The 14,450-nt window shown below is 52.6% G+C and carries 15 protein-coding genes; 11 read left to right on the top strand and 4 right to left on the bottom strand.

Translation table 11 applies throughout. The annotated features are described in order from the left end of the window. The 5 genes from ACTIDN_RS00655 to ACTIDN_RS00635 all read left to right on the top strand — a co-directional run bounded on the left by ACTIDN_RS00655 (nt 1) and on the right by ACTIDN_RS00635 (nt 4,731). The gene (locus tag ACTIDN_RS00655; RefSeq protein ID WP_441375631.1) at nt 1–1,239 is read left to right on the top strand and encodes a pyruvate dehydrogenase complex dihydrolipoamide acetyltransferase; all 1,239 of its coding nucleotides are present in this window, start codon (nt 1–3) and stop codon (nt 1,237–1,239) included. A 16-nt stretch (nt 1,240–1,255) separates the two neighbouring features. Then, entirely contained in the window at nt 1,256–2,668 is a 1,413-nt protein-coding gene (gene lpdA / locus ACTIDN_RS00650) for a dihydrolipoyl dehydrogenase (protein ID WP_441375630.1), read from the top strand. 137 nt (nt 2,669–2,805) lie between these two features. After that, the gene (gene lipA, locus ACTIDN_RS00645; RefSeq protein WP_415507761.1) at nt 2,806–3,777 is read left to right on the top strand and encodes a lipoyl synthase; all 972 of its coding nucleotides are present in this window, start codon (nt 2,806–2,808) and stop codon (nt 3,775–3,777) included. A 2-nt stretch (nt 3,778–3,779) separates the two neighbouring features. Then, entirely contained in the window at nt 3,780–4,256 is a 477-nt protein-coding gene (locus tag ACTIDN_RS00640) for a type II toxin-antitoxin system RatA family toxin (protein ID WP_415507762.1), read from the top strand. A 109-nt stretch (nt 4,257–4,365) separates the two neighbouring features. Beyond that, nucleotides 4,366–4,731: a hypothetical protein gene (locus tag ACTIDN_RS00635; protein WP_415507763.1), complete on the top strand. Its 366-nt coding sequence runs from the start codon at nt 4,366–4,368 to the stop codon at nt 4,729–4,731. A 43-nt stretch (nt 4,732–4,774) separates the two neighbouring features. Here the strand turns inward: ACTIDN_RS00635 and ACTIDN_RS00630 are convergent, their stop codons facing one another. The 4 genes from ACTIDN_RS00630 to ACTIDN_RS00615 all read right to left on the bottom strand — a co-directional run bounded on the left by ACTIDN_RS00630 (nt 4,775) and on the right by ACTIDN_RS00615 (nt 8,487). After that, nucleotides 4,775–5,311, bottom strand: a complete 537-nt coding sequence (locus tag ACTIDN_RS00630; RefSeq protein ID WP_441375629.1) for a CinA family protein — start codon at nt 5,309–5,311, stop codon at nt 4,775–4,777. A 36-nt stretch (nt 5,312–5,347) separates the two neighbouring features. Continuing rightward, nucleotides 5,348–5,803, bottom strand: a complete 456-nt coding sequence (locus tag ACTIDN_RS00625) for a phosphatidylglycerophosphatase A family protein (RefSeq protein ID WP_441375628.1) — start codon at nt 5,801–5,803, stop codon at nt 5,348–5,350. After that, nucleotides 5,800–7,794: a transglycosylase SLT domain-containing protein gene (locus ACTIDN_RS00620; protein ID WP_441375627.1), complete on the bottom strand. Its 1,995-nt coding sequence runs from the start codon at nt 7,792–7,794 to the stop codon at nt 5,800–5,802. The genes ACTIDN_RS00625 and ACTIDN_RS00620 overlap by 4 nt, the downstream gene beginning before the upstream one ends. Nucleotides 7,795–7,875: 81 nt before the next feature. Beyond that, nucleotides 7,876–8,487, bottom strand: coding sequence for a YjbE family putative metal transport protein (locus ACTIDN_RS00615; protein WP_441375626.1), 612 nt, complete (start codon nt 8,485–8,487; stop codon nt 7,876–7,878). A 159-nt stretch (nt 8,488–8,646) separates the two neighbouring features. Between ACTIDN_RS00615 and purB the strand changes: the two genes are divergently transcribed. The 6 genes from purB (at nt 8,647) to purL (ending at nt 14,433) form a co-directional block, all read left to right on the top strand. Then, on the top strand, nt 8,647–9,996 hold the full coding sequence (gene purB, locus ACTIDN_RS00610; RefSeq protein ID WP_086650256.1) for an adenylosuccinate lyase: 1,350 nt from the start codon (nt 8,647–8,649) through the stop codon (nt 9,994–9,996). 127 nt (nt 9,997–10,123) lie between these two features. Next, a complete protein-coding gene (gene purC, locus ACTIDN_RS00605) occupies nt 10,124–10,891 on the top strand; it encodes a phosphoribosylaminoimidazolesuccinocarboxamide synthase (protein WP_415507768.1) in 768 nt (255 codons plus the stop codon). Between the two features lie 35 nt (nt 10,892–10,926). Further along, a complete protein-coding gene (gene purS / locus ACTIDN_RS00600) occupies nt 10,927–11,169 on the top strand; it encodes a phosphoribosylformylglycinamidine synthase subunit PurS (protein ID WP_048839246.1) in 243 nt (80 codons plus the stop codon). Further along, complete coding sequence (locus tag ACTIDN_RS00595) at nt 11,166–11,540, top strand: Rap1a/Tai family immunity protein (RefSeq protein ID WP_415507769.1); 375 nt, start codon at nt 11,166–11,168, stop codon at nt 11,538–11,540. Before purS ends, ACTIDN_RS00595 begins: the two co-directional genes overlap by 4 nt. Next, a complete protein-coding gene (gene purQ / locus ACTIDN_RS00590; protein ID WP_441375625.1) occupies nt 11,537–12,238 on the top strand; it encodes a phosphoribosylformylglycinamidine synthase subunit PurQ in 702 nt (233 codons plus the stop codon). The genes ACTIDN_RS00595 and purQ overlap by 4 nt, the downstream gene beginning before the upstream one ends. Further along, nucleotides 12,235–14,433 (top strand): phosphoribosylformylglycinamidine synthase subunit PurL, encoded by a 2,199-nt coding sequence (purL, locus tag ACTIDN_RS00585; RefSeq protein ID WP_441375624.1) that lies wholly within the window; start codon nt 12,235–12,237, stop codon nt 14,431–14,433. Before purQ ends, purL begins: the two co-directional genes overlap by 4 nt. Nucleotides 14,434–14,450 lie beyond the last annotated feature (17 nt).

Genomic DNA, 14,450 nt, shown 5'->3' with positions numbered 1-14,450 from the left:
ATGGCTACTGAAATTCTTATGCCAGCTCTTTCCCCCACCATGACGGAAGGAGCACTTGCACGCTGGCTCAAAAAGGAAGGGGACACCATTTCTGCTGGAGACGTTCTGGCAGAAATTGAAACCGATAAAGCCACCATGGAAGTGGAAGCGGTGGAAGAAGGTATCCTTGGCCGCATTCTGGTTCAGGAAGGCACGCAAGGCGTCAGTGTAAACACGCCCATTGCTATCCTCGTAGAAGAAGGCGAGGCGGTGCCAGAAAGCGTGTCCGCTGCTGCGCCTGTTAAAAAAGAACCTGAAGCGGCTGCACCCGAACCAAAAGTAGCGTCTCAAACTCCTGCTGCTTCAACGCCTCCCACAAACCGGGTGTTTGCCTCGCCTTTGGCCAAACGTGTTGCGTCCCAGAAAAATATAGATCTCGCTACTGTTAAAGGCAGCGGCCCGAACGGTCGTATTGTACGAAAAGACGTGGATGCTGCGGCGCATCCGGGAACATCCATCAAAGGCCAAGAAAAAGCCGTGGCAGCAGCTCCGCTTTCGTCTGGTGGCCATAAAATCGTTCCGCATTCTTCAATGCGCAAGGTCATTGCAAAACGACTGGCAGAGTCAAAAAGTACGGTTCCACACTTCTATGTGTCGGTTGATGTAGAATTGGATGCCCTGTTGGCGCTGCGTTCACAGCTCAATGCCACATCTCCGGCAGAAGGGCCTGACACGTTCAAATTATCCGTGAATGACATGCTGGTAAAAGCCGCAGCAGTCGCTCTGAAGCGTATTCCCAGCGTAAATGCGTCATTCACTGATGATGCCATGATCATGTATGATGACGTTGATATTTCTGTCGCTGTCTCCATTCCTGACGGGCTGATTACGCCTATTGTTAAGCAGGCTGATAAAAAGAGTCTGAAGCAGATCAGTCAGGAAACCAAAGATCTGGTAAAGCGCGCACGGGCTGGAAAACTGAAACCTGAAGAGTTTCAGGGAGGTACTTTCTCCATCTCCAACATGGGTATGTACGGCGTGAAAGATTTTTCTGCCATCATTAACCCGCCGCAGGCTGCTATTCTTGCCATTGCAGCGGGCCGTAAGCTGCCCGTGGTAAAAGGGAATGAGATCGCTATAGCCACCGTCATGACCGTAACTCTATCGGTCGATCATCGTGTTGTAGATGGATCTACAGCAGCAGAGTGGCTTTCCGCTTTCCGTTCTATCGTGGAATCACCTTTAAGCCTCGTGATTTAAAGTTAGGAACACACCCATGAGTAAGACAGATTTTGATATTCTTGTCATAGGCGGTGGCCCTGGCGGATATGTCGCGGCACTGAGGGCTGCGCAGCTCGGGCTTTCAGTCGGTGTTGTGGAGGCCCAGCATCTTGGCGGCATTTGCCTTAACTGGGGCTGTATTCCCACAAAAGCCTTGCTACGTGCTTCAGAAATCAATCACCTGCTGCATGATCTAGACACGTATGGCTTCAAAGCTGAAGGGGTCAGCTTTGACTTCTCCAAAATTGTGGGGCGCTCTCGTGCTGTTTCCAAACAGCTTGCCTCCGGCGTTGCGCACCTCCTCAAAAAGGCGAAAGTCCCCGTTTTTAACGGATATGGGAAGCTGGACGGCATTGGCCCAGAAGGCAAACGCAAGGTTAAGCTCAGCCAAAAAGATAGCGCTGAGACAACCCTTACAGCTCGGCATGTTATTCTAGCGACAGGTGCGCGGGCGCGTGTCCTTCCCGGCCTTGAGCCTGATGGCAAGTTCGTTTGGTCTTACCGTGAAGCTTTGGTGCCGGATGAGTTGCCCAAGCGGCTGCTTGTTATTGGCTCTGGAGCAATTGGTACCGAATTTGCGTCTTTCTACCGGAATATGGGGGCAGAGGTAACGCTGGTTGAAGTCGCACCACGCGTACTGCCAGTGGAAGACGAAGAAATCAGCGCGCTTGCCCAAAAATCGTTCGAAAAACAGGGCATGAAAGTTTTCACAAGCGCTAAGCTTGGCCCGCTTTCAAAAAATGCGACAGACGTAACGGTTACCGTGGAAGCTGGCGGTAAAACCCATAACATTACTGTAGATCGTGTTATCTCGGCTGTGGGTATCGTCGGAAATGTTGAAAATCTAGGGTTAGAAAACACTAAAATAACAGTTGATCGTACGCATATTGTCACCGACGCTCTGTGCCGTACGGGAGAAGCTGGTGTTTATGCCATTGGAGACGTCGCAGGCGCGCCATGGCTTGCGCACAAAGCCAGCCATGAAGCTGTAATGTGTGTGGAAGCTATTGCAGGAAAAACCGTACATCCTATCGATGCAACCAAAATTCCTGGCTGCACTTACTGCCGGCCGCAGGTTGCTTCTGTGGGCTACACAGAAGCACGCGCAAAGGAAGCCGGTTACAAAGTGCGTGTGGGGAAATTCCCGCTGATTGCCAATGGTAAGGCTTTGGCAATGGGGGAAGCCGAGGGGTTGGTCAAAACGGTTTTTGATGCACAAACAGGCGAGCTACTCGGGGCGCATATGATTGGTGCAGAAGTGACCGAGATGATTCAAGGTTATGTCATTGCACGTTCCGGAGAACTGACCGAAGCGGAACTGACGGAAACCATTTTCCCGCACCCGACCATTTCTGAATCGATGCATGAAGCGGTCTTGGCTGCCTATAGCGGTGCACTGCATTTCTAGTAAAATTATACCCTAGTCTGGTCATCGCACGGGTGTGATGCCTTTGCTGGCTTATCTGTGACGCTTCTGCCTTGACGTGAAGGAGGGAGCGTCACAGTTCTATTCCTTAGTCTTCAGTTTGTGTGCAGGCGGGCATCATGTCTACTCGTGTCTTAATCGATCACCGTAAAGGTGGAGCAAGTAAAGTCAGGCACCCGGAAAAGGCGCATCGACCAGATAATCCGATTGCCCGTAAACCGGAATGGATCCGCGTTAAAGCACCTACCCATCCAGTGTATCATGAGACCCGGCAGCTCATGCGCGATAATCGTCTGGTGACAGTGTGCGAGGAAGCGGCGTGCCCGAATATTGGCGAATGCTGGTCTCAACGCCATGCAACCATGATGATTATGGGGGAAATTTGCACACGCGCGTGCTCTTTTTGCAATGTCACCACGGGTTTACCCCATGCTCTGGACGCTGATGAACCTGCACGCGTAGCTGAAGCCGTAGCAAAACTGGGCTTACGTCACGTGGTTATCACCTCTGTAGATCGTGATGACCTCGCTGATGGTGGCGCCCGTCACTTCGCAGAAGTTATCGGTGCGATCCGTGCGGCATCCCCTGAGACGACAATAGAAATTCTCACACCGGATTTTTTACGCAAAAACAATGCGTTAGAGGTTGTTGTTAAAGCAAAACCTGATGTCTTCAATCATAATCTCGAGACTGTGCCGAGACTATATCCCACCATCAGACCCGGTGCGCGATATTATCAATCCCTCCGTCTTCTCGACCGTGTCAAAGAAATGGACCCCTCAATATTCACCAAGTCAGGCCTCATGCTGGGTTTAGGCGAGGAGAAAATGGAATTAGCTCAGGTCATGGATGATCTGCGCATAGCAGATGTAGATTTTATCACCATGGGGCAGTATCTCCAGCCAACAGTAAAACATGCTGCTGTTGACAGGTTTGTCACACCGCTGGAGTTTGAGGATTACGGGAAAATGGCCCGGGTTAAGGGGTTTCTTCAAGTAAGTTCAAGCCCGCTTACGCGCTCATCTTATCATGCTGATTCTGATTTCGCGGAATTGAGAGCGGCGCGCGCAGCACGACTGAAAGGGGCTTAAGAATGCCAAAACACGCAGAAAAGCGTGTCCTAGCTTACCAGCCAGAACAGATTTTTGATCTAGTTGCTGATGTAAACCGGTATCCGGAATTTCTACCTTGGTGCACGTCAGCCACTATACGCTCCCGAACGACCACAGAGCTTGTTGCAGACCTGACGGTTGGCTTCGGTCCGTTCCGGGAAAGCTTTACGTCTCGTGTAACGCTCGATCGCTTTTCTCAGATCACTGTTCATTATGAGAAAGGGCCTTTCAAGTACCTGAAAAATATTTGGAAGTTCACACCGGATCCCAAAGGATGCCTTGTCGAGTTCTATGTCGATTTTGAATTTCGCTCCCGCATTCTACAGGCTGCTATTGGGGTGGTTTTTGGTGAAGCTGTGCGTTTAATGGTCTCCGCATTTATAAAACGCGCTCGTGATGTTTACGGTCCACCACAAATTGGCACCGTCAGCCCCGAAACCAGCCAAACAGCTCGGTAACGCACATTCTTTTTGAGACTTTTACGGTTTCCGTGCGTTGAGAGGCGACCCTGTTTGTTACGGTGTTGGCTTTTACCGTCAACACCATTCAGGTTTGAAGGAGATTATTATGAAAAAAGCTTCCAGCCTTATCGTCGCCTCAGCTCTTGCCGTGTTGAGCAGTACGCCCGTGTTCGCAGCAACACACCATAGTGTGCATCATAAGCCTCATGCCAGTTCTGTTGATAAAGCAAGTCCTTCAACAGATGATCTCAACAACAAAAGCTTGGCAGCGGCGCAAACCCCTGTTGCGGCTCCGCCAGGCCTTCATGAAACAGTACCTGAACGAGGCCTGATCAACAGCGCACCGTCTGTTCCATCCCATGCTCCTGCCGTGGTGGCTCCCGGAACTGGCGTAACTGCACCAGCCCTTCCAGATACTCCTAAAATTCCATCCGCAACAGATGTTCAAAACGCACCGAACTCTGGGCAGTAAGCTTTAGCTTACTCAGGAACCCTGACCGTTAGAGACAGATCGGTCAGGGTGCTCCAGAGGTGAGACAGGCACTTATTAACGTAAAAGCATAAGCGGCAGCTTGAGACCGAATAGCGGTCCGATCTCCTGAAAATATTTTATGGTACGCTTGGGCAGGTTTTCCGCGCTTCATAATCCCAAACCATACAAGGCCGACTGGTTTTTCTGCAGATCCGCCAGATGGGCCAGCAATCCCTGAAATGGAAATTGCAATAGATGCCTCCAGAGCAACTCCCAGCGCCCCTGCCGACATCTCCTTTACAGTCTCAGCACTGACTGCCCCATAATCAGAAAGTGTTACAGCTCTGACCCCCAAAACCGACATCTTCAATCCATTAGAATAGGTAACTAAACCACCCTCTGTGACGTCTGAAGATCCAGCATGATGTGTCAGAAGAGCCGCCAAAAGCCCACCAGTGCAGCTTTCTGCAGTGACCAGCTTCACATGATAACTACGCAAAAGCCCTAAAATTTCTGCCGATTGAGAAAGAAGAGAGGTTTCCATAGAGCCGTCGAGTAAAGTCGGTGTATCAAAGGCCATAATGCTTACTCTCCCTTATTATTTTCCCAACAGGTTTTAGCGCTTCAATTTTCTGAGCAATGTGACGCAACCAGCAGCCATAAGACCGGCCACAACATCATCTCCCATAATACCAACAGCATCATGCCTACGGTCTAGCATTCCAACGGGTCCCGGCTTTTTGATATCGAACAGCCGAAACAATCCAAAAGCAATAAGCGGCCAGACAAAAGAAGGCTTTGCATCTTTCTGGGTGGGCAAACACGCTAGAAGGCTAATCCACATTCCAGCCACTTCATCGATCACAATCCAGCTGTGATCTTCTCCATCTCCAGCTTGTTTAGAAGCCCAAACACCAATAACTGACGCCGCCACCGCACTCACAAGTAAGCTTTTGGGTCTTTTAAGGAGAGGAAGCCCTACCGCCAAAGCAGCCAGTGAACCAACAGTACCTGGGGCTTTAGGAGCAAGGCCACACCCACCAAACGTTGCTATAAATCGTGCCAGTGTCACTTCGATTGCTCCATCACTCTGTAAATTGTCATATTTTCCCAGACACGTTGCACATAATTTCGTGTTTCGCTGTAAGGAATGCTTTCAATCCAGTCGATCATTTCAAACTGAGATGCATTATTTGCTACGGGATTACCAGAGGAAGCCAGCCATCGCCCAAGTCGACCTGGGCCACCATTATAAGCTGCTGCAATATAGGGCACGACAGGGCCAAAACGCTCCTGCATATGCTCAAGATAAGCGATGCCGAACCTGATGTTATTATCCGGATTATGAAGACCGGATGCTGTTGCTGCTGATGCTGGCAAGCCTGCCTTACGGAGCATATCGCCAGCGGTTGAAGGCTTAAGCTGCATTAGCCCAATAGCGTTGGAAGAGCTTACCGCATCAGGGTTAAAGCTACTTTCCTGCCGCATAAGCCCTAAGACCAGCCCGGATGGCAGAGTGTTAGCAGGCAGGGAATATGGGGCAGGCCAACCTTCATGCAGAAGAAAAATACCATTTTTCCCTAGCTGCCGAGACAGCGCCACACCAACATCTGGTATCTGTAGCTGCGTGGACAGACTGACAAGCGCCAGTTTGTCCGACATGGTTACAACCTGCAGAGCTAATAGGTTCAGAAAGTCTCGGGCATGCGCGTAATCACCCTGTGAGACTAAAATCTGCGCAGCCTGCACCAGGTCACTTTGTGATAGCCGAGCACCTGTGGCTGAAGCCGTATGCAGAGAGCTTGCTGCTTTTAACGCCCGTATCGTTATAGTGGGTACCTCTTGCTGGGAAGAGAGGGTAGGACGCTGACCATCAAGTTCAGCGGCTGCCATTTGCCCATAGAACGTTCCTGCATCACTTGCTGCTCTCAGATAATCCGCTCTGGCACTTTCACTGTTCTGGGAAAGAGCATGGGCACGACCCAGCCAATAATATCCCCGGCTACGAGTTATCAATGCGGGGGAGTCAGCAAGTTCTCTAAAAAAGGGCTCTGCAACGGTTGGATTTTTCTGTTTTTCCAGCGCGATCCACCCGCACAAAAATGCCGCGTCCAGCTTATTTGCACCGATCAGGCTAGTATCGTGCGCCACGGAAAATGCATCCGCATCCCGGTTGATCTCCAGCAACTCACGTGCCAGAGCATCACGCTCATGCCAGAAAGCGGCGAGGGAGGTTGTCACCTCAGCTTTTGCAGCGTCGCTCTTCCATAATGCAAGAGCGTCATCATAGCGCTTCTGTGAGCGAAGCCACCGAGCATGATCCAGTACCAGAAGAGGATCGGCCAAATCAGAGCCGGAAAGGCCAGAGATTTGTGATCCGGCGGATGCATCACCCGCACGAAATGCCAGTCGTGCAAGAGCAACCTTCTGACGATTACCACTCAAATAGAGCACAGTCTGCCGTGCAGCAGCCAGCAAACCGCTTTTTTCCTGCCGATTGAAACGCAACCATGAGGCTTCAGGCGTAAGGGCTTGAGAAAAATTACTTGTGAGCGCCGTTGCTGCCTGAGCAGTATCGTTTCCATTCATCCAAGCTTGACGGGCTTGTGCACTTAACCGGGCAGGGAGGCCTGCAACAGCATTACCCACCTGTGTAGAGCAGTGTGCTAAAGCCGGACCGTAAGTGAGGGCCTGCTCGGCACAAAACTGCTTCAATACGGCTGGATCATTCTCCTGAGCCAAAGCCTGTTGCATGCGCAGCTTTATAAGCTGCCACCGCGGCCACACCGGACGAGTATTAAGAAAATCAGCATAATCCTGCACCGGAGCATGGCTTGTTCCAACCAGCTTCAGCCATATAGTCAGTCGGTCCTGAACTGACCCGGCGACTTGTGACACAGGTCTGGTTGCTTCCTCAGGCAGGCTTCCCGCAACAGTCTGTGCAGGGGAGCCCGTGGAGGATTGTGAGGCATCCGGCGGGGATGAGCAGGCACTCAAAAAGAGTACGGAAAACAGTACGGCACCGTTCAAGCGGCCCGCGGACAAGGAGGAATGCTTAGCCATAGAATTAAGCTTTAGCCATCCGTCATCGCCTGACAAGCCGTCTTATGCCGTCAAGAAAATACTGTCGTTACCTTCCGGCACTTAATGCGGCAGGTGCCCCCAGATTTCTCCGCCGCCTTTAACAATCAATTCAATGGCGACAGCCAGAACGATCAGTAACCCTACCCATGAAATCCACTTATATCGCTCAAGCAAACGCGCAATAAACGATGCGGCTATACCCATGAGTAAAACGGATAAGACTAACCCCATAACGAGAATGCCGGGGTGCTCTGACGCAGCACCAGCCACAGCAAGCACGTTATCAAGGCTCATGGAGATATCGGCCAGCAGAATACGCACAACGGCTTTACCAAAGCTGCCCGGTATAGCCTGAGCACCTTCAGGAGCATCGTGCTCATCCCGCATTTCGCGGTACATGCGCCAGCAAACCCATAACAGCAACAGGCCTCCAGCCAGTGTCAGCCCCACGATCGCCAGCAGTTTAACGGCCACCAGCGCCAGCAAAATACGCAGAACGGCAGCAATACCGATGCCGGTAAAAATAGCCTTCTTACGATCTTGGGGAGAAAGCGATTTGACGACGAGCCCAATGACAACGGCATTATCGCCCGCCAAAGTTACGTCAATCAGAACGACCTGCAAAAACGCAATAACCGCCTGCACACTAAAACCGTCAAGCAAACCGTTCACAAAAACTCCGATTCGACTGTCTGAAAATGAAAGGGACTTAGACCGAACTTCCCCAAAGTAGGGGCCTAGTCAAAGTTTTATTCGTTCACGGGCAGACGCCGCCCCGGAAATCAGGTAGAGAAGCCCGCATTATCCCGCTTTCTGGAGGAATGCCGCGTTATGGTGCCGCGCTATACTCGTCCCGTTATGGCCGCTATCTGGTCCCCTGAAAACCGCTATCGTATCTGGTTTGAGATCGAGGCCTTAGCCTGTGAAGCCATGGCCGAGTATGGCGATGTTCCAAAAGAAGCCGCCAAAATTGTGCGTGAAAAAGGCGATGCTGCCCTTGCAGCATTTTCCGATGCAGACCTTGCACGCATTGATGAAATTGAAGCCGAAACGCGGCACGATGTCATTGCGTTCCTGACATGGCTTGCGGAAAAAGTCGGGCCGGAAAGCCGTTTTGTCCATCTGGGCATGACGTCTTCAGACATTCTGGACACCTGCCTTGCTGTTCAGCTTGTTCAGGCCACAGACCTGCTGTTGAAAGATCTGGACGATGTTCTGACCGCGCTGCGTGCGCGTGCCTTCGAGCATAAACATACGCTGACCATTGGCCGCAGCCACGCTATCCATGCTGAGCCAACATCTTTCGGTCTCAAGCTGGCCGGGCATTATGCCGAATTTGCGCGGAATAAAGCACGCCTGGAAGCCGCGCGCGCTGAAATTGCAACCTGTGCCATCTCAGGCGCAGTAGGCACCTACGCTCACTTGGATATCCGGGTTGAGAGTTTTGTGGCAGAGCGCCTTGGCCTGAAGCCTGAGCCTGTGTCCACGCAAGTTATTCCCCGTGACCGTCATGCAGCTTATTTCTGCACACTAGCTGTTATTGCCAGCGGCATTGAGCGTCTGGCCATTGAAGTCCGCCACCTTCAGCGCTCTGAAGTGCGTGAAGCAGAAGAGTTCTTCCACCCCGGACAGAAGGGGTCATCTGCCATGCCGCATAAACGCAACCCCGTACTGACCGAAAACCTGACGGGTCTGGCACGTCTTGTGCGCTCTGCCGCCATTCCTGCTCTTGAGAACGTGGCGCTGTGGCATGAGCGCGATATCAGCCACTCCTCTGTGGAACGGAATATCTGCCCGGATGCCACTATCGGGCTGGACTTTGCCCTAGCGCGCCTCTCAGGCATGATCAGCAAGCTTGTTGTCTACCCCGAGCGGATGGCTGCCAATATCGAAAGTCTTGGTGGGGTTGTGCATTCTGGTGAGGTACTTCTGGCGCTTGCGCGTGCCGGCATGTCCCGTGAAGACGCGTACCGGATTGTGCAGAAAAATGCGATGGCCACATGGACAAAACTAGGGACGCCTGAAGGGAAAACCTTCCGAGAAAACTTGGCTATTGACCCGGAAATTTCCGGCCGCATCCCTGCTGACGTGCTGGATGCTGCCATGGATAGCCGCCAGCACCTTAAGGCAATTGACGCACTGTACGAAAAAGTATTCGGAGAAGCTGGCCCTGCTCAGTAAGTGGGTAGCTATTTCTTCAATTTCTTAACCCTGCTATGACGGCATTTTGGTGGGAAGGGCTATATCAACCCTTCTTCATCAGGCCGAACGTAGTAGTAGGCTTCCAGCAAGACAGGTAAGGATGACCATGGCCCGTCGTCGCCAGCTTTACGAAGGTAAGGCTAAAATCCTTTTTGAAGGTCCCGAACCGGGCACCATTGTCCAGTATTTCAAGGATGACGCTACCGCAGGTAACGGCGCCAAAAGTGGTGTGATCACTGGGAAAGGCGTTCTGAACAACCGTATCAGTGAGCACTTGATGCTCCGGTTGCAGGAAATCGGGATCCCCACGCATTTTATACGCCGCATCAACATGCGTGAGCAGTTGGTCAAGGAAGTGGAAATTATCCCCCTTGAAGTGGTTGTCCGCAATATTGCTGCTGGCAGCATTGCCAAACGGTTCAATATTGAGGAAGGCACCCGCCTACCACGTGCCATTGTAGAATTTTACTACAAAAACGATGCGCTAGGTGACCCTCTGGTTTCTGAAGATCACATTATCGCCTTTGGCTGGGCCTGCCCCCATGACCTTGAAGAAATGACCGGCCATGCCATGCGGGTTAACGACTTCCTGTGTGGTCTCTTCGCCGGCATTGGCATCCAGCTTGTCGACTTCAAGCTTGAATTTGGACGTCAGTGGGATGGTGATGACAGCCATATTGTACTGGCTGACGAAATATCGCCTGATAACTGCCGCCTGTGGGATACCCACACCAGTGAAAAACTGGACAAGGACCGCTTCCGTCGTGACATGGGAAGCGTGAAGGAAGCCTATCAGGAAGTTGCCCGCCGCCTTGGTATTCTGCCGGAAGAAGGCAATGGTTCTGACCTCAAGGGGCCAGAGGCTGCTCAGTAATTATCTGCCCACACGCAAAACAGGAATGTAATCCGATGAAGGTGCGCGTAACCGTCATGTTAAAAGAAGGTGTGCTTGACCCGCAGGGTAAAGCCATCGGCCACGCTTTGCAGACCCTGAACTTCCCCGGCGTTGGGGATGTTCGTGTCGGCAAGATCATTGAACTGGACGTGGACGGAACAGACCGCGCTGCCGTTGAAAAACAGGCTGAAGCCATGGCGCGGGATCTTCTGGCCAATCTGGTTATTGAAGACTTTAGCGTTGAGGTTGTGGCATGAAACGCGTTGCCTGCCTCGTGCTTGGCGCAGCCATTCTAGCCCCAGCAGGTTTAGCCCATGCGCAGCGCGTCTCATCCCTCCAGACGGGAAATTTCGCGCGCATTTGCAGTCGTCCAGCAGGAATCAGCGTGTGTGATGCCTATATCACCGGCATGGCTGATGCGGGCGCTCTTGCCAAAATCAATGATAAAAATGAAGGCGATGCGTCTGCGCCGGCGGGATTCTGTATTCCGACAGCGGAAAACGCAGCCTCCATGCGTGGCAAAGTTCTTGCGTGGCTGAAAGGCCACTCAGACAGCCTGTCCAAGCCGGTTGGCGAGAGCGTCTTCCGGGCCTTACATGACTCTTACCCGTGTAGTGCCAGCAAATGAAATCAGCGATTGTCGTTTTTCCGGGTACCAATCGTGAGCGTGATATGGCTATTGCGCTCAAGCGTGTTACCGGAAAAGCTCCCACCATGGTCTGGCATCGGGACACGCAACTCCCCGATGTTGACCTGATTGTTCTTCCCGGCGGCTTTAGCTACGGCGATTATCTGCGCTGTGGGGCTATGGCAGCCCATTCCCCCATCATGGCGGAAATTCGTGCTTTCGCACAGAAAGGTGGTCATATTCTGGGGGTCTGCAACGGTTTCCAGATTTTGACAGAAACGGGAATGCTACCCGGCGCTCTGCTCCGGAATGCTAACCTGCGCTTCCTGTCTCAGGACTGCACTTTGCGTGTTGAGCGTGATGACACCCCTTATACCCATAAATGGAAAAAGGGTGATGTGTTCCGCACACCATTAGCGCATGGCGATGGCAACTATACTGCGGATGCAGAGACATTGGCGCGCTTGGAAGGTGAGGGGCGTGTGGCGTTCCGGTATGCATCCCCGGACGGGAAAGTGCAGAACGATGATTTTGCAACAAACCCAAACGGCAGCGTGAACAGCATTGCTGGTATCCTGAGCGAGAACGCCCGTATCTGCGGTATGATGCCTCATCCGGAAGACTTGGTCGATCCACTTATGGGTGGAGAAGACGGGCTGCCGCTGTTTGAAGGCCTTGTGGAGGCAATAGTCCGGTGAAAAAAACCGTAGATGAAGCACTGGCCCGCGAGTTTGGCCTGACATCTGAAGAATACGCCCGCGTTCTCAGCATTATGGGCCGCACGCCCAGCCTGACAGAACTTGGTGTTTTCTCCGTTATGTGGTCGGAGCACTGCTCTTACAAATCGTCCCGCAAATGGCTCAGAACCCTACCAACAAAGGCACCTTGGGTTATTCACGGCCCCGGTGAAAATGCCGGCGTTGTGGACGTTGGTGAGGGCTATGCCGCCATCTTCAAGATGGAAAGCCACAACCACCCATCTTTCATCGAGCCGTATCAGGGCGCTGCTACAGGCGTTGGCGGTATTCTGCGTGACGTATTCACCATGGGTGCTCGTCCCGTTGCCAACCTGAACGCCCTGCGCTTTGGTAGCCCTGAAACACCGAGAACCCGTCAGATTATTGACGGTGTTGTCCGTGGTATTGGCGGATATGGCAACTGTGTTGGCGTTCCCACGGTTGGGGGGGAAATCAACTTCCACCCAGCCTATGATGGCAATCCGCTTGTCAACGCCATGACCGTAGGTATCGCCCGCAAAGACCGTATTTTCCTGTCCGCAGCCGCAGGTATTGGTAATCCGGTTGTCTATGTTGGCTCCCGCACGGGGCGTGACGGCATTCACGGGGCGACAATGTCATCCGCTGAGTTTGACGAGAATGCTCTCGCCAAACGCCCTACAGTACAAGTTGGCGACCCCTTCATCGAAAAGCTTCTAATTGAAGCTTGCCTTGAACTGATGGCGACGGATGCCATTGTTGCCATTCAGGACATGGGGGCTGCTGGTCTGACGTCATCTTCCGTTGAAATGGCGGGCAAAGGTGGCGTTGGAATCGAACTGGACCTGGATGCAGTTCCTCAGCGCGAACCCGGCATGACAGCGTATGAAATGATGCTGTCTGAAAGCCAGGAGCGCATGCTCATGGTGCTGAAGCCTGAACGGACGGAAGTGGCTCGTGCCATTTTTGAGAAGTGGGAACTCGATTTTGCAATCATCGGGCACTTGACCGAGACCGGGCATATCGTTGTGAAGCACAAAGGTCAGGTGGAAGCCGATATTCCGCTCGACCCATTGGCAGAACAGGCTCCGATCTATGATCGTCCTGCCAGCACGCCAGTCGTGCCACCAGCGCTTGAAAATGTGCATGCACCGCTTTCTCTCGATGCCATGCTGCTTAAACTAGTTGGCTCACCTGACCTTGCCTCCCGTGCATGGGTCTGGAACCAGTATGACAGCACGGTTGGTGGGCAGACCGTACGCCGGCCGGGTGCCGCCGATGCCGCGATTGTAAAAATTGAAGATACTACTCTTGGGCTTGCCCTCACGACCGACTGCACGCCACGGTACTGTCAGGCTGACCCAAGAACAGGTGGGGCACAGGCCGTTGCAGAAGCATGGCGCAACATCACGGCAACGGGCGCACGTCCACTCGCCGTGACGGACAACCTCAATTTTGGCAATCCGGAAAAACCGGAAATCATGGGACAGTTTGTTGCCGCCATTGAGGGCATGGGCGAAGCCTGCCGCGTCCTGGACTTCCCGGTCGTGAGTGGCAATGTGTCTCTGTATAATGAAACACGCCAGCCCGATGGAACCACCATGGCTATTCTGCCAACACCCGCCATTGGTGCCCTTGGTGTTCTGGACGATGTGTCAAAAGCTGTCGGCCTGAATATGGTTGATAATACCGACGTCGTACTGATTGGCGAGACCAAAGGCGAGCTTGGGCAGTCTATCTGGCTACGTGAAATTCTTGGCCGGGAAGAGGGTGCTCCACCGCGCGTTGATCTGAACGTTGAGAAACGTAACGGTGATTTTGTGCGTAACGAAATTCAGACTGGCTCGATCAAAGCCTGCCATGACGTGGCTGATGGCGGTATTCTTGTTGCTGTGGCAGAAATGGTCATGGCGAGCCGCATCGGCTGTGAGCTTGAAAGCCCGACCTCTGGCATTCGTCCGGAAGCATTTTGGTTTGGGGAAGATCAGGCCCGTTACGTTGTTTGCGTGCCCAACGGTGCAGACTTCTGTGCCCGCGCTGAGCAATCAGGCGTACCAGCCAGAATATTGGGGCGTTCAGGTGGGCGTGATTTGATTTTGCCAAGCGGCGTTACCATATCTACAGCGCGCCTCGTCACTACGAACGAAGCTTTCTTCCCCAGCCTGATGGCAAACTGAAAAACCAAACCGGAGTT

Origin of the sequence: Acetobacter sp., from assembly GCF_052102375.1 — a bacterium.
Classification (GTDB): domain Bacteria; phylum Pseudomonadota; class Alphaproteobacteria; order Acetobacterales; family Acetobacteraceae; genus Acetobacter.
This window is presented reverse-complemented; position numbering and strand designations above follow the sequence as displayed.